21 protein-coding genes are annotated in these 20591 nt (G+C 40.3%); 5 read left to right on the top strand and 16 right to left on the bottom strand.

Annotated features, from left to right (window positions below; genetic code table 11):
• Positions 1-165 precede the first annotated feature (165 nt).
• Entirely contained in the window at positions 166-3255 is a 3090-nt protein-coding gene (locus JWG40_RS00540) for a SpoIIE family protein phosphatase (protein WP_332470254.1), read from the bottom strand.
• Between the two features lie 139 nt (positions 3256-3394).
• Here JWG40_RS00540 and JWG40_RS00535 point away from each other — a divergent pair, with 139 nt between their 5' ends.
• The gene (locus JWG40_RS00535) at positions 3395-3994 is read left to right on the top strand and encodes a flagellar export protein FliJ (RefSeq protein WP_205283945.1); all 600 of its coding nucleotides are present in this window, start codon (positions 3395-3397) and stop codon (positions 3992-3994) included.
• Positions 3994-4644, top strand: coding sequence for a periplasmic-type flagellar collar protein FlbB (locus JWG40_RS00530; RefSeq protein ID WP_205283944.1), 651 nt, complete (start codon positions 3994-3996; stop codon positions 4642-4644). The genes JWG40_RS00535 and JWG40_RS00530 overlap by 1 nt, the downstream gene beginning before the upstream one ends.
• Before the next feature lie 14 nt (positions 4645-4658).
• Here JWG40_RS00530 and JWG40_RS00525 read toward each other — a convergent pair whose 3' ends face one another.
• The 9 genes from JWG40_RS00525 to flhF form a co-directional block, all read right to left on the bottom strand.
• Positions 4659-5222, bottom strand: a complete 564-nt coding sequence (locus JWG40_RS00525; protein WP_205283943.1) for a guanylate kinase — start codon at positions 5220-5222, stop codon at positions 4659-4661.
• Entirely contained in the window at positions 5219-5503 is a 285-nt protein-coding gene (locus JWG40_RS00520; protein ID WP_015681102.1) for a DUF370 domain-containing protein, read from the bottom strand. Before JWG40_RS00520 ends, JWG40_RS00525 begins: the two co-directional genes overlap by 4 nt.
• Before the next feature lie 12 nt (positions 5504-5515).
• Positions 5516-6391: a hypothetical protein gene (locus JWG40_RS00515; RefSeq protein WP_205283942.1), complete on the bottom strand. Its 876-nt coding sequence runs from the start codon at positions 6389-6391 to the stop codon at positions 5516-5518.
• Positions 6392-6438: 47 nt separating this feature from the next.
• On the bottom strand, positions 6439-6729 hold the full coding sequence (locus tag JWG40_RS00510; protein ID WP_205283941.1) for a hypothetical protein: 291 nt from the start codon (positions 6727-6729) through the stop codon (positions 6439-6441).
• Between the two features lie 11 nt (positions 6730-6740).
• The gene (locus JWG40_RS00505; protein ID WP_205283940.1) at positions 6741-8732 is read right to left on the bottom strand and encodes a FapA family protein; all 1992 of its coding nucleotides are present in this window, start codon (positions 8730-8732) and stop codon (positions 6741-6743) included.
• 6 nt (positions 8733-8738) lie between these two features.
• The gene (whiG, locus tag JWG40_RS00500; protein ID WP_039937376.1) at positions 8739-9539 is read right to left on the bottom strand and encodes an RNA polymerase sigma factor WhiG; all 801 of its coding nucleotides are present in this window, start codon (positions 9537-9539) and stop codon (positions 8739-8741) included.
• 102 nt (positions 9540-9641) lie between these two features.
• Positions 9642-10115: a hypothetical protein gene (locus tag JWG40_RS00495; protein ID WP_205283939.1), complete on the bottom strand. Its 474-nt coding sequence runs from the start codon at positions 10113-10115 to the stop codon at positions 9642-9644.
• Entirely contained in the window at positions 10116-11039 is a 924-nt protein-coding gene (locus JWG40_RS00490) for a MinD/ParA family protein (RefSeq protein ID WP_205283938.1), read from the bottom strand. It abuts the gene before it with no gap.
• 34 nt (positions 11040-11073) lie between these two features.
• On the bottom strand, positions 11074-12417 hold the full coding sequence (flhF, locus tag JWG40_RS00485; RefSeq protein WP_205283937.1) for a flagellar biosynthesis GTPase FlhF: 1344 nt from the start codon (positions 12415-12417) through the stop codon (positions 11074-11076).
• A 269-nt stretch (positions 12418-12686) separates the two neighbouring features.
• Between flhF and mnmC2 the strand changes: the two genes are divergently transcribed.
• Positions 12687-13433 carry a tRNA (5-methylaminomethyl-2-thiouridine)(34)-methyltransferase MnmC2 gene (mnmC2, locus tag JWG40_RS00480; protein WP_205283936.1) on the top strand — a complete coding sequence of 249 codons (747 nt, stop codon included), beginning with the start codon at positions 12687-12689 and terminating at the stop codon, positions 13431-13433.
• A 4-nt stretch (positions 13434-13437) separates the two neighbouring features.
• Positions 13438-14637, top strand: a complete 1200-nt coding sequence (gene mnmC1, locus JWG40_RS00475; protein ID WP_205283935.1) for an FAD-dependent 5-carboxymethylaminomethyl-2-thiouridine(34) oxidoreductase MnmC1 — start codon at positions 13438-13440, stop codon at positions 14635-14637.
• Here the strand turns inward: mnmC1 and lpxK are convergent.
• Complete coding sequence (gene lpxK / locus JWG40_RS00470; RefSeq protein WP_205283934.1) at positions 14570-15664, bottom strand: tetraacyldisaccharide 4'-kinase; 1095 nt, start codon at positions 15662-15664, stop codon at positions 14570-14572. The genes mnmC1 and lpxK overlap by 68 nt on opposite strands.
• Before the next feature lie 26 nt (positions 15665-15690).
• Positions 15691-15969 (bottom strand): phosphoribosyl-ATP diphosphatase, encoded by a 279-nt coding sequence (gene hisE, locus JWG40_RS00465; RefSeq protein ID WP_002989187.1) that lies wholly within the window; start codon positions 15967-15969, stop codon positions 15691-15693.
• A gap of 97 nt (positions 15970-16066) precedes the next feature.
• Between hisE and JWG40_RS00460 the strand changes: the two genes are divergently transcribed.
• On the top strand, positions 16067-16888 hold the full coding sequence (locus tag JWG40_RS00460) for a thioredoxin fold domain-containing protein (protein WP_205283933.1): 822 nt from the start codon (positions 16067-16069) through the stop codon (positions 16886-16888).
• Positions 16889-16922: 34 nt separating this feature from the next.
• Here the strand turns inward: JWG40_RS00460 and JWG40_RS00455 are convergent, their stop codons facing one another.
• The 4 genes from JWG40_RS00455 to JWG40_RS00440 are packed head-to-tail and all read right to left on the bottom strand — an operon-like array spanning position 16923 to position 20503.
• Positions 16923-18227 (bottom strand): UDP-glucose dehydrogenase family protein, encoded by a 1305-nt coding sequence (locus tag JWG40_RS00455; protein WP_205283932.1) that lies wholly within the window; start codon positions 18225-18227, stop codon positions 16923-16925.
• Between the two features lie 45 nt (positions 18228-18272).
• Complete coding sequence (locus tag JWG40_RS00450; RefSeq protein WP_205283931.1) at positions 18273-19475, bottom strand: ABC transporter ATP-binding protein; 1203 nt, start codon at positions 19473-19475, stop codon at positions 18273-18275.
• A gap of 5 nt (positions 19476-19480) precedes the next feature.
• Complete coding sequence (locus tag JWG40_RS00445) at positions 19481-20230, bottom strand: ABC transporter permease (RefSeq protein ID WP_205283930.1); 750 nt, start codon at positions 20228-20230, stop codon at positions 19481-19483.
• A gap of 57 nt (positions 20231-20287) precedes the next feature.
• Positions 20288-20503, bottom strand: coding sequence for an LIC12298 family protein (locus JWG40_RS00440; protein WP_205283929.1), 216 nt, complete (start codon positions 20501-20503; stop codon positions 20288-20290).
• Positions 20504-20591: the final 88 nt, after the last annotated feature.

Raw genomic sequence — 20591 nt, 5'->3', positions numbered from 1 at the left:
AGTGATGCAATGAAACGATTAGAAAAAATTCTACAATCTTCCACTCGCAATGATGATGATTTTTAGGCTATTGGTAAAGTTAGTCCCAAATTCATACATTCTAAACCAATCTGATTTCACTTTATCGATAGACTCAATATAGATTCAAACAAAAGCGATCTAATTTTATTCAATTTCTAAAATTACCAAAGTCACATCATCATCGGGCGAACGATTTCCTGTAAATTCTTTGATCCTTTCGAGTAACAAACGTTTGGATTCTGAAATAGGATATCCACTGTATCTTTGCACAATGTTTTCCCAATTTTCCTGGCCAATCATTTCTTTTTCTGCATTGGTTGCTTCTGTAATTCCATCCGTATACAAAACAATTCTGTCACCTGAATGAAGGGACACCACATCTTCCTGGATATCTAATTCAGGAATCCAACCAATGAGTTTCCCTAGCGGTAAACTGAGTTTTGATTTGGATTCCCCTCTGCGATTGATGATCAGAGGTGGGTGGCCGCAGCGTGCATGAACCATTTCTTTGGTTTCTAAATTAATATAAATATAGGAAGCAGTGAGAAAGGCCCCTTTCATTTTTCCAAGTAAGGTGGAGTTGATTTGGGTCATCAATTGGGCCGGTTCTCGGGACAAACGAATTTGTGTGGAGAAGGCAATCTTTAGCATGGCAGAGATAAGGGCTGCAGGAATTCCATGTCCAGACACATCGGCAACCATCACTCCCAACTCTGTTTCCGAAATCGCATGAAAATCAAAGAAGTCCCCTCCCACACTGTCCATGGGTTCATAATAGAACTCTGTTTTGATACCTACAATATTGGGTGCTTCTTCGGGTAAAATAGAACTTTGGAGTTTTCTGGCAAGACCTAACTCATTTTGGAAGGCAATGAATTTGTTTTGTTCCTCTACCGCCTTTTTTAAAGTAATTAAGTTCTTAGCACGAGAAATTAACTCTCGTTTGTCGAAAGGTTTTGCTAAATAGTCGTTCCCACCAGCTTCCAAGGAAGCAATGATATCTGTGATTTGATTTTTAGCTGTCAAAAACAAAATAGGAAGTTGGTATAAAGAATAAGACTCTCGTAATACCGTACAAACATCATAACCACTCATTCCTGGCATCATAATGTCCAAGAGCATCAGTTCGAACGGACCATCATCTCGGACTATACGAATGGCATCCCCACCGTTGGACGCTTCATGTACATCACAACCAATCAGTGTTAGATGGTTTTTGAGAACTTGCCGATTGATGGGTTCATCATCCACAACAAGGACTTTGATTTTTTCCCCATCATACTCCTCTGTGGTTTCTTCAATGGGTTCAAATTCGGGGGACTCACCACCAAACCATAAATCCGTCTTTTTGGTTGGAGGTTTCTCCATCGGGATTTCCCCATCCCTTGCCAAAGGAAGAGTGAATCTAAAAGTAGAACCTTCTCCTTCTTTAGATTCCACCCAAATCGTTCCCCCATGTAACTCCACCAAACGTTTGGAGATGGCAAGACCAAGCCCCGTTCCACCAAACTTACGTGTGGTGGATGCATCCACTTGTTCAAAGGATTTGAAAATATCAGCAAATTTGTCTTCTGGAATTCCGATTCCAGTATCTTTTATGGAAAGAACCAACATCCTTTCCATAATTTCCGCCGAAACATCGATGCGGCCTTTTTCAGTAAATTTGATCGCATTGCCGATGAGATTGAATAGGATTTGTTGGAGCCTTGCTTCATCTCCTAAAATCGGAGGAAAATCCATAGGAACATGATTTCGCACCGTTAGATTTTTGGTAACATATAGTGGCCTTGAGATTACAAGTACCAAATCACAAATTTGATGGAGGTCAATTGCCTTAAGATCCAAATCCAAATCTCTATTTTTCATTTTGGAAAAGTCCAAAATATCATCCACAAGGGAAGAGAGACGTTTTCCAGAACTCACAATCATTCCTAAATTTTGTCTTTGTTCTTGGTTGAGTTTTCCACCAATGCCATCAAACATAGATTCGGCGATTCCAATAATTCCATTGAGAGGTGTTTTTAATTCGTGAGAAGTGTTTGCTAAAAACTCATCTTTTAGTTTGTCGAGAGCAAGTAGTCTTTTAGAAAGAGTTTCCACTTCTGAAAAGGCACGACTAAACCGCCGGGAAAGTGTGAGTGATTGAACCAAAATAAATACAAATATCCCAATAGGAACCGCTTCTACTGTATACACGATCTGGTAGGCATTGAGTAAATCAATAAAGGCCGCAATCGCCACAGAAATAATCCCAATGGCAAATAACAAACTACTCTCTTTTCGATTTAATACTGCACGAAACACCCCTTGTAAGATCAAAAGGATACCCGACAAAAATACGATATGGAAATATCCATTTAACTTTGTATAAACGGGAGTTGGCAAAACCAAAAGAAAACTAATAAAAATTAAGGTGGGGATGAGGAGAAGTCGGTCCATCCAACGCGGATAAAAGTTAGGATAAAATTCACGAAAAAAAGCAAAAAATAGATAAGGTGATAAATAAAACGTTAAGTATTCAATACGAAGGCAAAGGTTCCAACCGATATAGGGAGACAATTCGTTAAACACAAACCTTTCCCCTGTGAATAAGGTGCGCAGGGATAAAAGAAGGGCGGCAAACCCAAAAAGTAAATTTCCTTTGTCGGAACGCCTAAAATAAAACAACCCAAAATGGTATAAGGCAATGATAAAGACAGACCCTGCTAAAAATAAAGAAGAGGCTAAGTCTTTTTCATTTTCTTTAAAGAGTTTGTTCCACTCACCTACGTAAGGCGGCTCCCACATTCCTCCTTTATCATGATGGTAGTTGGAAATCTCCACCAAAAGTTCGTTGGGGCCTTCCTTCCAGGGAAGAGGGTAAAATTGGAATTGGTAAGACGGTGAAGACTCTTCGGGTTTTTTGGAAACCACACCGGAAGACCCAAGGAGTTTCCCATTCCAATAGACGCGGGAGGCAGTCGCCAAATCGACAAGTTTGATTCCGTACACTGTGTCTAGATCTGTATCTTCCGGCCGTTCCAAAACCAATCGGTAAGTTCCAAATCCATTGCCCGTCCCTAGCTCTGAATTCCAAATCCCTGGAACCACAAGGGAGAGTTTGGTCTTTGGCAATTCGTCCAATTCCGAGAGGAAAGTTTGGGGATAAAAATCCCATTCCCCTTCTAAGTGGACCGGATTTCCCTGGCTTTTGCGTACGATCTCAGCAGGAGAAGTCGCAAACAAAGGCGGCACCAGAAAAGAAAAGAATGCACTGGCCGAAACGATAAGATGTAAGTGTTTATAGGACAATATTGCAAGTTTTACTCATTTTTTTAAAAATACGAGTAAAAAAGAGTACAAAAATTATTCAGAACCGAAGAAATAGACAGGTGTGAAACGATTTCGTTTTAGTTTAGAGACAGTTCTCAAATTACGAGGTTGGCGGGAAGAAGAAGAAATCCGTAGGCTCTCTTTGGTTGTCTCCAAACTGAATTCCCTCATTGGCGAAAAAGATTCCAACGAAAGAGAAATTGAATCTTCCTACGAGGCAATCCTTGCTTCCTCAAAAGTGGGAACAAGCCTTTCCGATTACCTTTCCATCGAACAATACATCCAGGGCCTCATGCGACGCAATGAGGAATTGGATGAACGTATCTCTCGTCAAAATGACGAAGTCAATTTGGTTCGTAAAGATGTGATGGTTGCCCGAATGAATAAAAAGGTGATCGAAGTTTTAAAAGACAAACGATTTGCGGAATGGAAGAAAAAACGAAACCGAATGGAACGAAGGGAAGTCGAAGAATTTAACCTTCAATTAAGCAAACAATCATTATTCGATTCGACAGAAAGTTATGGGCCGGCAAAATCTAAAAAGATTCCAAGAACTTTCAAAATTCTGAACCGTGAGGACGGAGGTGACGAACTCACATCCGACTTCAAAACTCTTCGTGATTTTTATGAAAAATACTACCTAGGACAAGGGAAATCGTAATGGCAAGTGTAACCGATAGCACAAGATCTTTCTTTTTAATTGTACTCATTTTCTTTTTAATCGCAATCGGCTTTTTTGTTTTTGATTACTTCCAAGTCATCAATGCAGAGGACTATTTACCATTCTTAAAAAAACAAGCAGGGCTCGTAAACCAAGACCTACTTTCTCCTACCGAGTTAGAAAAGTTGGAGATGGAAAAAGCTAAAGAAAGACTGATTGCGGACCGCGAAGAACTAGAGCAAATGAAACGGGAGTTAGAAGAAAAATCTTCTTCTCTTCATGCGGACAAAGAACGTTTGGAAGAACTAAAAGAAGGGATCCAACGAAAAGAAAAAGAAATGGCAGACAAGTTGAAAAAAGACAATGCCCGTGCTGAAAAAGTAAAGGTTCTCGCAAACAAAGTAGCCAATATGCCGCCAGAGTCGGCAAGAGATATGTTAATCAATTGGCCGGACTACGATATCATTGAAGTATTTGAACAAATGGATAGAGATGCAGAAGAGGATGGAAGACAAACCATCACTACATACCTACTCACTCTTTTTCCTGCAGAAAGAAGATCTGTGATCTCTAACAAGTGGTTGGATGCAGGAGCGAAGAATGTTCCGAATTACGGAAAAAGTATTGATGAGGACAACGACGAACCGTAAAGGTTTGTTTTTGCTTAAGATTCTTTTCGAAAGAGAATGGCTTTGACGTCTCGAATGGCGTCAGTTAAGTGATCATTCACAACCACATAATCAAAGCTTGGTGCTTCATCCAGTTCCTTGATTCCATTTTCAATCCGTCTTTCAATACTGGTTTGAGAATCGGTTCCCCGACGAATCAATCGTTCGATCCAAATCTCTCGACTCGGTGGTTCAATAAAAATAGTCACTGACTCAGGTCTTAGTTCTTTTACAGACTTGGCACCTTGTACATCCAAATCGAGAAGTGCCACTCTATGTTCCCTAATGGCAGCAAGGATTGGGCCTTTCGGAGTGCCGTAATAATTACCATGTACTTCGGCCCATTCATAAAACTCACCATCGAGAATTCGTTTTTTAAATTCAGGAACCGATAGAAAATAATAGGTTTTGCCTTCCTCGTCCCCAGGCCTCGGCTCTCTTGTGGTACAAGAAATGGAAAAATAGAAATCGGGATACTCGGTAAGTAAGGCGGAGATGATGGTAGACTTTCCACCTCCGGCAACAGAAGAAATAATATACAAATTAGGATTTGCTTTCAATCTTCCGACTCCTCTTCCCCTTCCGCAAAATGATTGTCCCCGGATTCTAATCGTTTGGATAAACTTTCTGGTCGGATGGCAGAGAGAAGGATATGTCCGGAATCTAAAACAAGAACAGATCTTGTCTTTCGTCCCCCCGTGGCATCAATGAGCCTACTTTCCGATTTGGCTTCGGAGCGTAGTCGTTTGGCCCCCGCAGAGTCTGCCTGGAGGATAGTCAAAATTTTCGATACAAATACTACGTTCGAAAAACCTACATTGAGTACCGGAAACGAAGACATGGAAACATATTTTTAGATTCTTCTAGATCGATCAAGTCGAATCGTTTCAATTAGATGAATTTCATGAATGCCAATATTCATAGCTTCGGAAATTTCATCATGTTTGTATCCCTTTTTGATGAGATGCACCACTTTATCAATCTTTGTTGCCGAAGCGCTGAGTTCTTCCAGTGCAGACTCAATGGAAAGATCCACTTTATCCATACTCATTTTTTGGTAAGAAGCAAAGGCAGGATCATTGGCTTTCGATACTTCGTTTAAAAAATCTCTTTTTTTAGATCCATCGACAATTTCATTGCGAATGGCTTCTGTTGGTTTTTCTTCTGTAAAGGGATTTCCACCGACCGTATAATTCATCTTAGGTTGGAAAGTTTGCACTTCCAAATTATCCATTGCTTCTTTTGATGGAGAGTCTATAGGTTCCATTCCGAAAATTCCTTTGACTGCCTTACCTAATTTTCCAAAGGCTTGGTTCACGGCCCCTTCTGTGGTTTCCGCTTCCGTCAAAGGAGATGGGATTTGGTTGGCTTGGTAAATTTTACCTATCCCTGTTCTTTGTTCTTTTAAATCGAGAACTGGTTCTTCTTCCAATACTGGTGGAGGGATTAACTCTGATTTCATGGAAAGGCCTGAACCTTGGTAATGTTTGAATTCTTTGACAAGTATCTCTCCCCGTTCCATCATCGAACGCAGAGCCACCATTTTCGATTCGATGACAGCCACTGTGGCATCTAACTCGCGTATGGTTTCCTGAGTGGCCATATCAATGGCCCGATTCAGTTTTTTATCGTAATATTCTCCGACTGCTTTTTGGACTTTAGCCGAGATGAATACATACATCATCCCACAAAATAATAAATTAATTAGAACAAGGGAAAAGAGTTCCATGCCATTCTCCTACAGAACATTTCCAACAACATTCCGGAGTGAGAACTTTAAGCTTTTAAATCAAAACGAAATCCTCTTTCCAAACTGGGACGGTCATAAATGACTCCTTCTTTGGAATAAGCATAAACCGAATTTTCTTTGTCTTGTTTCGGTTTTGCTGCCGAACTTTGGTTTCCTGATTTTGTCTCAGGAACCGTTTGTGCTCGGTTTTGGGTTTGGATCACAACCTTTTGCAATTCCACCACCTGGTTTTGGTGGGTGAAGGGATTCTCTGCCTGGGCCCTACGTGCAAAATCGTAGTGGTGGGCGATGCTCGCGAAGTTTTCGTTTAGAATCATCGGAATGCCTCCTAATTCTTAGACTTACCACGCCCTCTCTTTTTTCTCCAGTCATTTTTCTGTTCGTCTGGATCTTCGTAAGGAGCACTGCGCACCTGGGATTCTTCTTCGTAGAAAGTTTTGGCTTTCGTCTCGTGGCGGAGTTTGAACTCCGCATTGCGGATGCGGATGGTAACACCCGGGAAAATGGTCTTCTCGACCGATATACGGCCACTGGCGGCCTGTTCATCCATGTATTCAGTGAGGGTTTGGATGTCCTTTCCAGCCTCAGCAATGCGTTTTTCGAGTTTTTTGGTCCCTGCATCCAATTTCTGCAAATGGGCGTCTTGTTCGGCGGTAAAGCTTGCAGGATCGGCATCTTTACGGGCTTTAAGCGTTCGCATGGTTTTTGTGAGTTGATCCAGTTTGTCCTGGTTCTCTTTTCGTTTCTCTTCGTATTCCTGAATTTGTTTTAAGATCTTGGGATTGTTTCCCACGATAAGGTCGGTTTGCGGGTTTGCTTGGGATCCGATGATTTTGGCAGAAATGAGTTGGGCCGCTTGGATGGTGCCTCCCACAATCTGGCCTCGTTTTCCTTTACAGGAGATCTTTCCCCCGGCCATCAGATGTGAATGCAAAATCCCTTCTTGGACGATGATGTCTTTTTCTGTAATACAAGTGGCGTTCTGAATGAACTTGGCAACGATGTTTCCACCGGTGGATTCGATTCGTGCCTCTTCCCTTCCCGTTACCCCTTGGCGGACAATGATGTCTCCGTCCGCTTCCACGATGGCCTTTTGCACCGTTCCATAAATTTCTATGTTACCTGCAGCCTTCACTGAATAATTATCTTCTACGTTTCCTGTGATGATGATAGAACCTAGGAAGGTAACATTCCCTGTACGAACCCCCACATCTCCATTGATGCGGTAAACAGTTTCCACAGAAAGTCTTCCTGCAGCGTATAACACTTGTCCGTTGACTTCTGCAGTGAGACGCATTTTGTCTTCGGAAAGAATGGTTCCTTTTCCTTGTTTGAGTTCGGTATCTAAACCATCTTTGGCAGGCAGGACCATACCAAATAAATTGCGTCCAAACTTTCCTTTTTCAGCAGGAATTTTCTCAGCTAACAATTGTCCTACAACCACGTTCTCAATCATATCTAAGTCTTTGTAGTCGACTCGACCTGATTGGTCTTCCTTGAAGTTGATTTTCTTTTCCGTGCGAACATAGTATTTAATTTCCGCATTTTTACCGTTCACAGGGAAATCACCTTCAGCCCCAATGAAAGGTTTATTATGAATGTCTTCGTCTAAACACTTTCTGATTTCCTCTTCTTTCAGACCGTGCGCCACACCCATTCCTTTGAGTGCTGCTACGATGTCTGATACTTCTAAATCACGGCCACCTGGTCTTGCTGGAAACACAGTCACAAAGGCTCTCATGTTTTCCTGTGCAATTTCTACGTTGCAACTAGAGTCATTTCCAGATTTAGGTTTCTGGTTCGAAATAAGAACCGGTTCCCCTTTTTTATCTTTTAGAATTTTATTAATTAAATTTTGGTCAACACCCGCTATTCCACGAAACGAAAGTTTTTTGGAAACATCCGCCATGGTCATAGCAAGCCCTTCTCCACTGGGAGGATAAACAGTAATAAAAACACCCGTACGGTAAATTTTAACACTCACTCGGCCATCTTTATTTTTAGGAGTTACTAGTTCTTTTAAATCTTTAGATACTAATTTTCCACTACCACCCGTTAGATGTTCGTCGAGAAGACTTAGTTCATCTAAGAGCATATCATCGGGAATGATGGAAGCGCGGATATGATAGGGCTCAGAAAAGAATAAGGACTTCTTTCCTCGTTTTAAAACAGTATAATCTATTTCATGGACTTTGCGGCCAAGATGTTGTGACGCAATTGCCAGACACTCTTCTATGGTATCGGCAATGACTTCCACTTGTTCTTTTTCCTTACGATCGAACTCTTTCAGTTCCTCTGTAAGAAATTCAGTGAGAGACATATCTGTTTACCTTTTTTGGATCGCGGATTTTACTTTAGAGAGTTTGCTGCGAAGCCTTGCGACTGCTTTTGTATGGAGTTGCGAAATTCTAGATTCTGTAACTTCCAAAACTTCACCAATTTCTTTTAAGGTGAGGTCTTCATAATAATAGAGTACGATGACTTTCTTTTCTTTTTCTGGTAGCGACTGGATGGCTTCTACGATTACATTTTTGATTTCTTCTTTTTCGATGATATTGTCTGGGTTCATATTCATCGGAGATTCCAAAGTTTCCATAAAGGAAACTTCATCGTTCTCATCACCGAGAAACCAAATATCATTTAAAGAAACAAGAGAGGTTCCAGAAAGTTTGGCAAGTAACGAATTGTATTCTTCCATGGAGACTCCGAGTTCTTTGGCGATCTCTTCATCATCCACTTTTTTGCCTTCCTTGTTCTCAAGCATGGCAATGATGTTTTCCAACTGTTTTGCTTTTTGGCGGATCGAACGAGGGATCCAATCCACACTTCGTAGTTCGTCAAAAATGGACCCACGGATCCGAGTCATAGCATAAGTTTTGAATTTAATTTCGCGAGAAGGGTCGAATTTTTCAATCGCGTCTAACAGACCAAAAACGCCGTAACTGACGAGGTCTTCAAATTCGACATTTTGAGGCATACCGATCGCGATCCGCCCAGCCACGTGTTTGACGAGAGGTGAATATTTTTCAACAAGGTAACTTCGGATCTCCGCATCTTTTGTGACGCGGTATTGTTTCCAAAGATCTGTCTCATCAAACTGATTGTATTTGTCTAGCAATCTTGACATAGGGAACCGTAGTACGGAATCTCTTTACTTTATAGAAAAAATCGTAAAGAAGGGGAAATTACAAGAGGATTTTTTCTTATGTCCTCTAAAAACGGTAATTTTTCAACTCTCTTGGGTATCATCTTTGGCCATCATGGTGCGAATGGCCTCAGCCATGAGTTTTGGCTCGTTTTTGATCGCAATTTTGTCCACAATGATGTGATCGCCAAATTTTCCAGACTTGGCCATGGCAAGTTTGGCATCCATGGCAGTATCCCCCATGGATTGGACTCCGAAATCATCAGACCCCATAGACTCAGAACGAGAAGGCTCCATTTCACCATGTTCCTGATCAAAGTCATCGGAATGGCTTCCCCCACCAAACCCACCAATAGAAAGGGTTGATAGAAACTCTAAAAATTCAGGAACTTTTTTTTCTAAGATAGAGAAAACTCCAAATCCAAGGCCACCAAAAGCAAATGTGGAGATGAGAGAGACAAAGAAGATATAACCAAGTCTGTTTCCAACAAGAAACCCACAGACAGAACTAATGATAGCTCCGAGGACCGCAAATCCCAGTACAAACCCGATCTGCACTTAGTTGTCTTCCTCCATCCTCTCTTCCATTTCCTTCTCTTTGAAGTCTACGAAGCTGAAGAATTTTTTAAAGAAACCAGTAAGACCTTCCTCATCTGAGTAACCACCTTCCGTTTGTAAGAGGGTATGTGTGACTCTTGTGAGGCATGCTGCCGCTTTAGAACGAGGAGCACCAATGATGAATGGTTTTTGTTCGCGAATCGACTTTTCGACTTCTTCATCTTGGAAAATAAAACCTAAGTTCTCAACTTGGACTTCTAAAAATTGGCCAGAGATATCGATGACACGGTCGGCCACTTTTTTCCCTTCGATGGCAGAACGCACTCGGTTCACAATGATTTTGAGGTTTTTGTCTTTGGATTGGGAAACAATGGATTTGATAAGGCCATAAGAGTCTGTAATGGAGGTGGGTTCTGGTGTAGTAACTACTATCACTTCATCGGCAGGCATCACAAGGCCAATGACATTAGCAGAAATCCCAGCACCTGTGTCTATAATCATCACATCATAATGGTCTAGTTCCACAAATCCTTTGATGAGATTATTTCTTTGTGTTTCATTTAGATTGGCGAGTTGAGAATATCCAGAAGCCCCAGCAATGATATCCACACCTTCAGGCGTAGAGATTACGATGTCTTTCAGAGATTTGTGGCCTTTCACCACGTGATATAAATTGTATTTAGGAATGATACCGAGTAGGACGTTGACATTGGCAAGACCCAAGTCACCGTCAAAGATCAAAACTTTGAGTCCTGTTTTTGCGATGGAGATCGCGAGGTTTACGGATACAGTACTTTTACCCACACCACCTTTCCCGGAAGCTACCGCGATGATTTTGGTTTTTTTGACTGCATCCTGGGGTTGAACCAATTTTAATCCAGTACCAGTTTCAGTGAGCTTTCTAAGATTTGCAGCTTGGTCCATCGTTACCCCTAAGTTTTAAGGATAACGAAGTTGGTTACACGGTCTTTTCGAAGACCTCCCCCGCTATCCCTTTCAATTTCTCTGGAAAAATTACACATTCGGCAAGAAGTTTTTTCGTGGCATTTAGGATGTCAAAAGGAACATCCTGTCCTACACTCAAAAATGCGAATTCCCTGTGAATAGTATCGGCTAATTCCACTACAGAACCTAAAAATTCTGCTTCATCTAGCTTAGTTAATAAAATTCTTTTATAACCGACCGACTCATAGGCATTTGCTACCGCAAGCGCATTGTCTTTCGAAACAGTGGAGGAAAGCACTAAGACTGTTTCAATATAATCCTTTTCCCCAAATACTTGGTAGAATTCCTGAAGTTTTTCCAGGTTTTCTGACTTTCTATGAGAGTAGCCGGCGGTATCTACTAAGATAAGTTCAGATCCATCGCGAACGATGGTCTCTTTCATTTTGCGTAAATCTTTGGCGGCGTAGAATGGCAATCCCATCGCATCTGCATAAAATTTCAGTTGATCGATGGCAGCAATGCGGTAGTTGTCCGTTGTATAAAGGGAAACTTTTTTCCCCATATGCAAACTGTATTTGGCTGCTAGTTTTGCAATGGATGTGGTTTTACCAGAACCTGTTGGGCCTACAAAGAAAATGATTTTACGTTTTCCACGGGGAGTCCCACTAAAAAGGTCGGAGTCAATTTGGATTCTTTCTTCTAAATACGTGACTGCCTTATCCGTAACATTGGCATAACGAGTGAGATCAACCGCAGACAACCTACGTTCGAGAGCCACAGCCATCTCTTCCAAAAATCCAGAAGACATCCCTTCATTTAACAGACGATCCACGAGCTTTTGGATATGTGGGTGACGTTCGGGTATTTGTGGTTTGGCGGGGGGTGCCATCTCTAAAATAGAGTCTTTCGCTTCCGAAAGAGAAAGGCCAACGGGTCTTTCTACTTGGCCTTCCATTTCGAAAACAGGGGGATTCAGCCTACGACGGCGTTCCGAAAAAGGCCGCACCGCATCGATATTTTTTTTGCGAAGGTGTGAGTTCCCACCACTTCCGAGGGATACCGAATGATTGGATCCAATTGCTACAAGACCTGATTCAGGAATGGAATCGGTTCTTTGTTTTTGTTTGATGAGTTCTTTGAGATCCTTTAACTTACGTTCAATTCTCTCTTTGGAATTTTGTTTTTCGGGGACACCTACATCAATTTCATACATTCGTTGGGCCATAAGCCCTGTGCCAAAGAGCCCACCTTCGGTGATCACTCGTTGGTCATAGAGATGTGCCTCCGGACCGTATTTCATCTTCATCTGCATGATGCAGTCTTGTAAGTCTTTACCTCGGATTTTTACAAAATCCATAGAATCGCCCCCGAACCTGGGAAAAATATGAAGAGTACCCTTCATTTGGAAAGCCTTTTTTATGAGACATAATAAATTCGGGCAATCTTTGTTCGAAGGATCGTACCCCATCGGGAAACTAAGGATGCCCGTTTCTTTCGTTACAGCCAGGATGGTGGTTTCTTTGGAGTGCTACTTGAAAATGGGAGCATGGTTTGAAAGAAAGTCGCTAGAAAAAGTAAGTGAGTTTCCAGGGTAAGTAGGACCACAAAAGATGGGGTATCTCTCCCATGCCAATCGAACCTTCAGAAAAATTTCCGGACAATGTGACCGAATTCAAAGACGGGGTTCCCGTTTCGGTTTTGTTTGATGATGTTTATTTTTCCAAACAAGGTGGTTGGGAAGAATCACAATACGTATTTTTAGAAGGGAACGAAATCCAATCCAAATGGGCAAAAAGTGAAAAATCCACTTTTCGCGTTGGAGAATTAGGATTTGGATCCGGGCTCAATCTATTCGTGACTTTAGAAGCATGGAAATTATGTAAAAATCCAATGCCCGTTGAATTTATCAGCCTCGAGGGATACCCTTTAACGAAAGATATATTACTCTCATTAAACGCAAGTTATCCGGAAAAAACTCTTTGGTTTGAAGGATTAATTCGTTCTTATGAATCCGCAATCCAGGTATGGAGAAAAAATCCTTCAGAAAATCTATGGACTTACCACTGGAATCACGAAGAGAATCAACATTCATTCACATCGCATGTTTTTTTCGGGGATATCAAAGAATGTCTGCCTAAATTTCCAGATATTCATTCCTGGTATTTAGATGGATTTTCACCAGGAAAAAATCCCGATATGTGGTCACTTGGTGTACTAAAAAAGTTACGCGAAAAATCAAACTTCGGAACTAGTTTTGCCACCTTTTCTTCGGCTGGTTTTTTAAGAAGAAATCTCGCCGAACTCGGGTTTGTTGTGGAAAAGAAAAAAGGATTCGGTCGCAAACGTGAAATGATTTCTGGATTTTTAAAATAAAGTTATGGATCAAAAGAAAAAAATTGCTGTCGTTGTGGGAGCAGGAATTGCAGGAGCAAGCATTTGCCTTGCATTAAAACAAAGAAACATACAAACGATTTTACTAGATTCAGATACGGGACCTGCAAAACATTCCAGCGGGAATCCCATCGGTGTGGTATATCCATTTCTCACGAAACACAAAACATCCGAATCAGAATTTTCTTTAGAAGCTTTCCGATATTTTTTGTCCATTTGGGATAGGTTCCATTTAAAAAATCTTGTCCCGCATGTAGATGGAATTTATTTTCTTATGGATACAAAAGAATCTTACGATCGTTATTCGAATGCAATCATTTCTAATCAAATTCAAAGCCATACTGCAATCGAAAGTATAGAAACATTTTCTGGTTCCCCTGCACTTTTTTTCCCAGAAGGAAAATCCATTTCTCCTGTTGATCTTACAAAACAAATCCTTATTCTTTCCAACCCAGTCACAAAATATTCATGCAAATTACTTAGCTGGGAAGAAGAAGAGAATAAATCCAAAGTTCACTGCCAAACTTCTGTTGGTAAAATCGAATGTGATTATTTATTCCTAACCCAAGGATACCAATTTGCAGACGATCCTCATTTGGAATGGCTTCCCTTACGAAAAGTGAGAGGACAAATTTTAAAAATTCCAGAAGAAAAAACTACAAATACATATGGAATTTTGTATGGGGACTATATCACTGCAGCAATTGATGGGTATCAGGTTTTAGGTGCTACATTCGATGAATTCAAATTAGAAGAAAATCCTCGGCCGGAAGAATCCGAATCCCTATGGAAAGATTTACTGAATCGACTGCCAAAACTCTCGGATCAATGGGAACCACAAAACCCTCGTTTGTTTCCAACCAGAGTGAGTTACAGAACTCAATCCCAAGACCGCCATCCCATAGTTGGCAAATTACCGAATATTTCTAAACTCGACTTGTCTGTTAAATACCAAAATTTACTTCGGAATGCGGATAAAAAGATGAATATTCCTTATTATGAATCTGTGGGAATTCTGAACGGACTTGGGTCACGAGGGCTTACCCATGCGTTGTATTCTGCGGAGATCCTGGTTTCTACTATGTTGGAAGAAACAAACCCAATATCCGAAAAAATTTTTAAGTCTTTAAAACCTGATCGGTTTTTGATTCGTATGTGGAAACGAGACCAGCTAATATCGAATTAATCTCCTTTTCCTCATCCACCGAAACTTGTATCAAAACTAGCAACACAGTAGTATTTTTTCTTTGTAATTCTTCTATAAAACGTAAATCCGTTCGCATCTTTATCCAATCTTTTTCAGTGGTGACTAGGGTTTCATTGCTTTGGATTTCATTCATTAATGATGACAAAGAGCCGGGTGCATAATCAAAATGATCGGGAAAAAATTTAGTTCGGATAGATTCTGATAACAAAGCTGATTTTGCAGTTTCATAAACATTTTTTGGATTTCCTACTCCAGTCACAAGTAAGTATTTAGAATCAGTTTCCAGATCAGGATTCCATGATTTTTGTATTAAATTTTGATTTAGTAAAACCTGTTTCAGTTCGGGCTTGAAGCCAGAATGAAAAATGGGTACCATGACTCCATTTTGATTCAAGATTTTTTTATATTGGTTCAAATCTTGTTTATTTTTTGAAGTTAACTTTGTATAGACGATTGCGTTGGCTCTTTTGCAATGTGCGATTGGCTCCCGTAAAAAACCTAATGGCAAAGTCAAACCATTCCCAAATGGTGAATTTGCATCAAACAAAACGAAATCAAAATCTCTATGTAACAATTTGTGTTGGAATCCATCGTCTAGGATCACGATATGTTTTTTTGACTGGATTTGGTTGTATAACAGAAAGGACTTTTTTCTATCTCTGCCAATGATCACCTGCACATCAGGAAACATTTCTTTATGTTGGCTTGGTTCATCTCCATACAACTTAGGTTCGAGGCCATTGGGAAGGATTGCGCCTTCTTTAGTTTTTTCTGCTTTATAGCCTCTGGATAAAATTGTGATCGCATAACTAGGGTATGTTTTTTGAAAAAAGCGAACCAGGAACTGGACAAAGGGAGTTTTGCCAGTTCCTCCGACGGTGAGATTGCCAACACTGATAACTAATGTTTGAGGAAGGTGGAAAGGAATAACCCCTCTTTGTTTCCACCAAAAAAGGAACTGGTAGAGTAAACTCAGAGGGTAAAGTAGGTACAAGAATATCTTCATTTAGTTTCCAATGGGAAACAATCAGTTTAGCTGTGGCGTTTTTCCAATTCTTTTGCTATGGTAGAAAGACTGATTCCTTTTTCCACCATAAGCACTTCTAAATGAAATACCAAATCTGCAATTTCATGAATGAGTTCTTTTTCATTGGGATTTTTTGCGGCGATGATGACCTCGCCGGCTTCCTCACCAATTTTTTTGAGAATACGGTCAACGCCATCGCGGAAGAGTTCAGCTGTATAAGACTTTTCAGGCAATTCTTCCTTACGTTTGCGGAGCAGTTCTTCCAATTTCAGTAAAAATTCCATATTTTGACCTTCTAGCGACCATGGAAACTACCCATTCCATTTCGAAAAAGCGAAAATTGACTATTCAAAGAAACGGCAAAACAATAGAATTCAGAGGATGGTTCGTAAGTTATTACCAGTTTTTTTCTTTCTATTCACGAGTGCACTGTTTTCTGAATCCCCTTGGGGAAGTTCCATCCAAAAAGGATTCGAAACTGCAAAACAAGACAAAAAGTTTATCATAGTAGATGTATTTGCAGATTGGTGCACCTACTGTTTAGTTTTAGAAAAAGAAATTTTTCCCGATCCTGAAGTGAGTAGAATTTTAGATAGTTTCGTAAGAGTCAGGTTAGATGGGGAAGAATTTCCTAACCTCCGAAAAAAATACAATATAGAAGGATACCCTACCATTCTTTTTTTAGATGGGGATGGTAACTATGTGACAAAAATTTCAGGACTTGCCACTAAAGAAGACATATTGGGTGTTTCAAAAAAAATCCTCCAAGAACCAAACCTAGAATCCTATCTCAAAACAGAGCTTAGACGAAATCTAAATAGCCCTGACATTCATTTTCGTTTAGGACTGTTATACTTCCAGAACAAAGAATTTGAAAAAGCAGAACTTCAATTCACAGAGACCATTCAAAAATCTAAATCTTTACCTGCGTTAAAAGAGAACGCACATTTTAATTTAAACTTAGTCAAATCAATACATGGTTCAAAAGAATCAGCTGCGAAGGCCTGGAAAGAATATTTAGAACTATATCCAACATCCAGTCGCAAAGTCACTGCTAAACTGTATTATGGACTTACTTTAAAAGATGCAGGTGAATCAAAATTGGCAAAATCCATTCTCACAGAAATTAAACCACAACTAATAACTGAAACTGATAAATCGATGTGTAATGAAGCTTTGTCTGAAATAGAAAGAGGATTTTAGTCCAACCAAAATTTTCCTAGGTTGGACCAATAGTTTACCTGTTACCGATAGAATAATAAGTAAAACCTAACTCTTGCATTAGTGTTGGTTTGTATTGGTTTCTTCCATCAAAAATAAGGGGAGACTTTAATAAGGATTTAATTTTATTAAAGTCAGGTTCTCTAAATTCACGCCATTCTGTTAAGAGTAACATTGCATCGGCACCTTGGAGAGCGGAATACGCATCTTTTTTGTATTCTACTTTTCCATCAAAATAATACTTCGATGTTTCTGCAGCTGCAGGATCAAACACCTGGATTTTGGCACCATTTTTGTGTAATTCATAAATCAGCGGAATTGATGGAGCTTCCCGCATATCATCTGTTCCTGGTTTAAAAGCTAATCCCCAAATACCAAAGGTTTTTCCTTTCATATCGGTTGCTTTGAAGTGTTCAAAAATTTTATCGGTTAAACGAGTTTTTTGTTTTTCGTTTACATCCTCTACCGACTGGATGATATGCATGGGAGCATTGACTTCTTCTGCTGTACGAAGAAGGGCTCTCACGTCTTTTGGAAAACAAGACCCGCCATATCCGATCCCTGCATATAAAAACTGACGTCCAATTCTTGAATCCGTTCCCATCCCTTTTCTGACATCATCATAGTTGGCACCAAGGGCATCGCATAGATTAGCGATTTCATTCACAAAGGAAATCTTAGTCGCAAGGAAGGCGTTACAAGCATACTTCGTAAGTTCCGCAGAACGAATGCTCATGGTAATGATTGGATTTCCGTTCAGAACAAATGGAGAATAAAGTTCGCTCATTTTTTTAGCGGCTTTTTCGGATTCAGCACCAATGACAACGCGTTCTGGTCGCATAAAGTCATCAATCGCTGCACCTTCTTTTAGAAATTCAGGATTAGAAACTACATCAAACGGGTGTTTTGTGTGTTTTGCGACAATTGCTTTTACTTGGTCTGCGGTTCCCACAGGGACTGTTGATTTATCAACGATGATTTTGTATCCGTTCATTGCTTTACCGACTTCTTCTGCCACAGCAAAAACAAATCGTAAATCAGCAGATCCGTTATCGGAAGTCGGTGTTCCTACGGCGATAAAAACAAACTCCGAAGACTCAACTCCATCCTTTAGAGAAGTGGAAAAATGGAGTCTTCCTTCTTTATGGTTTCTTTCCACAAGTTCGGAAAGTCCAGGTTCGTAGATGGGAATGATCCCTTGTTTTAAGTCACTGATTTTCTTTTCATCTTTATCAATACAAATGACTTCATTGCCATATTCAGCAAAGCAGGTTCCTGCAACGAGGCCTACATATCCGGTTCCGACCACACAAACTTTCATAGGATTTCCAGAATTTAGGTTTTTCCTTTGAAGGAAACTGTTTTTCTATTCTGATTTGGAAAGGGTTTGGATGGCAAATTCGGTGGGTAAATGACAAACGCCGACAAATTTTTCAATTTTGCCACGTTCGACCTCAAAATCCAAAACGGACTCCCCCCAAAAATAACTGCCCTCGATATGGGATTCCCCTTTATGGATGGATATACCTAAGCTGTATTTCCCGTCACTGAATTGGATGGGAAATTGGAATTCGACTACAGAGGTTTTCGACTCTTTTATCGTTAAATTTTGTTTTCCTAAATGATAAGAGTTGGTCCCAAAAATTCGAATTCCCTTTTCGCTATCAATATGAAATCCAATGGTTCCGTCCGTAATCGATTTTGTTGTTTGGAATTCGATCCGGAGAGTGGCCTTCTCACCTAAGAAGTGATGGCGAGTTTCTAATCCCTTTTCATTTCTTAAGGAAATATGAACGTCCTTAACGAATTCTGAAGCCAGTGAAGAAAAATGAGGTTCTGAATTTCCAGCTAACACATGCATGTATTCTTCGATGGTTTGTTTTGGATTTCCATCAAACAACAAGGTCCCTTGATTGAGTAAAACAGCTCTTGTGCAAAAATAAGAGATAAGGCCTAAATCATGACTCACAACCAAAATACAAGAACCGAGACTTGAAAATTCTTTGATCCGTTTTAGACATTTCTGTTGGAAACTTGCGTCCCCTACAGCCAAGGCTTCATCTACAATCAAGATATCGGGACGTTTGGCAGTAGCGAGACTAAAACCCAGTCGCATCGCCATACCTGAGCTATAATTCTTTAAGGGAGAATTTCGAAACTCTGTTAGCTCTGCAAATTCGAAAATGGAATTTGTAAGTTCTTTGATCTCGGAAGGTTTGTAACCCCAAACAAGTCCATTGTAATACACATTCTCTTCCCCGGAAAGCTCTGGATTAAAACCAACACTGAGTTCAAGAAGGGCACGAACCGATCCATTCACAATAAGGTTTCCCTTATCTTTTCTGATAACTCCGGTGATCAGTTTTAACAGTGTAGATTTTCCGGCACCATTTCGACCGATGATTCCTAATATTTCACCGGAACCAACGGTTAAGTTGAGCGATCGTAAGGCGGTAAATTTTGAATCAATACCAAAGTATCCAAAACTTAGTCCTGCAAGGATTCGTTTCCAAGGTTTTGAAAATCCATGGTAATCTTTCGAAAGATTCTCTAAAACAACAGAAGCCATAAATATTAAAGATGATCCAAGATCACCGATTGGAATTTACGTTTGGCAAGTAGATACACAAGAAAGAAAAAAAATAAAAATGGTAAAATTTGAATCCAATCAAACTGGGGAGTATAACCAGGAATGACGGAGGTGCGAAAGATATCCAAAGGAACGGTAAATGGATTCAAACGGTTCCAGTCTTTTAAGTATCCCGTTGGATAATACAAAACAGGGATCCCCCAGAAAATGAGTTGGCTCACCAAACGAATCAAAGGTGAAATATCTTTTAATAAAATGTTCAGCCGAGAAAGATAATGCAAAAGTAACATCAAATAAAGGCCAGAAAATATCAGAATCAAATATCCCAAAAGGATTCCAGATAAGTTTAATTTTCCAGAATAGGCCAAATAGAAAAATACGGGAATGGAAGTCACAAGGCTATGGATGAGAAATTGGACATAGGGAATCCATAAAAATAAATCGATTCCAAGACTGGATCTTTTTAGCAAACTACGGTTGTCAGTGAGTATTCCTGTACCACGAACGAGGAGTTCTTGGATGGGAATCCAATACAAAAGACCGGTAAGTAAGTAGGCCGTGAAGTCTTCTTGAGTGGATGGATTTTTTAAATTGAGCACCAGAAATACCAGTGCATATAAACTGATGAGTACTAAATTTTGCAGGAACATCCAGGAGATGCCTAAAAAGGATCCTGCATATTGCAGTGCATAGTCACGCCGAACGAGAGCCCAAAGTATGGATACTTTCTCCATACTTTGATTGTCGGCCTATGACTCCCAGTTCTAGAACCAGAAGCCGGTATTTTGGAACTACATCCTTTTCAGGTTCTTTTGTCCAAGAGTAGAGAGATCTGGCGATACCCACTCTCCATTCTGAACCACTTCCCCTTGGAAGGCTTCCATTAGATACTCTTCAAAGGTCTTCCCAGTTTGGTTCTGGGAAAATCCCTTTTTCGGACCTTGCCCTGCGAGGCCTTGGTCTTTGTGGCGGTTGTAAGCGGGTTGTTGGATGGATCGAACGATCATAGGTTTTTCCTCCCCGTCGTCATTTTAGACGACATAAAACTAAAAAATAATACCAATAATATACTAAACGCTTGTTTACACTACTTAA

Source organism: Leptospira abararensis (assembly GCF_016918735.1).
Classification (GTDB): domain Bacteria; phylum Spirochaetota; class Leptospiria; order Leptospirales; family Leptospiraceae; genus Leptospira_A; species Leptospira_A abararensis.
The sequence above is the reverse complement of the archived record's forward strand: the minus strand, read 5'-3'. Positions and strand labels throughout refer to the sequence as shown.

Excerpts from the sequence above, each read along its gene's own strand:
- JWG40_RS00530 (WP_205283944.1), top strand. The coding sequence starts at position 3,994 with ATGGCAAGTGTAACCGATAGCACAAGATCTTTCTTTTTAATTGTACTC.
- JWG40_RS00520 (WP_015681102.1), bottom strand. The coding sequence starts at position 5,503 with ATGTCTTCGTTTCCGGTACTCAATGTAGGTTTTTCGAACGTAGTATTT.
- JWG40_RS00515 (WP_205283942.1), bottom strand. The coding sequence starts at position 6,391 with ATGGAACTCTTTTCCCTTGTTCTAATTAATTTATTATTTTGTGGGATG.
- JWG40_RS00510 (WP_205283941.1), bottom strand. The coding sequence starts at position 6,729 with ATGATTCTAAACGAAAACTTCGCGAGCATCGCCCACCACTACGATTTT.
- JWG40_RS00505 (WP_205283940.1), bottom strand. The coding sequence starts at position 8,732 with ATGTCTCTCACTGAATTTCTTACAGAGGAACTGAAAGAGTTCGATCGT.
- whiG (WP_039937376.1), bottom strand. The coding sequence starts at position 9,539 with ATGTCAAGATTGCTAGACAAATACAATCAGTTTGATGAGACAGATCTT.
- JWG40_RS00490 (WP_205283938.1), bottom strand. The coding sequence starts at position 11,039 with ATGGACCAAGCTGCAAATCTTAGAAAGCTCACTGAAACTGGTACTGGA.
- flhF (WP_205283937.1), bottom strand. The coding sequence starts at position 12,417 with ATGGATTTTGTAAAAATCCGAGGTAAAGACTTACAAGACTGCATCATG.
- mnmC2 (WP_205283936.1), top strand. The coding sequence starts at position 12,687 with ATGCCAATCGAACCTTCAGAAAAATTTCCGGACAATGTGACCGAATTC.
- mnmC1 (WP_205283935.1), top strand. The coding sequence starts at position 13,438 with ATGGATCAAAAGAAAAAAATTGCTGTCGTTGTGGGAGCAGGAATTGCA.
- lpxK (WP_205283934.1), bottom strand. The coding sequence starts at position 15,664 with ATGAAGATATTCTTGTACCTACTTTACCCTCTGAGTTTACTCTACCAG.
- hisE (WP_002989187.1), bottom strand. The coding sequence starts at position 15,969 with ATGGAATTTTTACTGAAATTGGAAGAACTGCTCCGCAAACGTAAGGAA.
- JWG40_RS00460 (WP_205283933.1), top strand. The coding sequence starts at position 16,067 with ATGGTTCGTAAGTTATTACCAGTTTTTTTCTTTCTATTCACGAGTGCA.
- JWG40_RS00455 (WP_205283932.1), bottom strand. The coding sequence starts at position 18,227 with ATGAAAGTTTGTGTGGTCGGAACCGGATATGTAGGCCTCGTTGCAGGA.
- JWG40_RS00450 (WP_205283931.1), bottom strand. The coding sequence starts at position 19,475 with ATGGCTTCTGTTGTTTTAGAGAATCTTTCGAAAGATTACCATGGATTT.
- JWG40_RS00445 (WP_205283930.1), bottom strand. The coding sequence starts at position 20,230 with ATGGAGAAAGTATCCATACTTTGGGCTCTCGTTCGGCGTGACTATGCA.
- JWG40_RS00440 (WP_205283929.1), bottom strand. The coding sequence starts at position 20,503 with ATGATCGTTCGATCCATCCAACAACCCGCTTACAACCGCCACAAAGAC.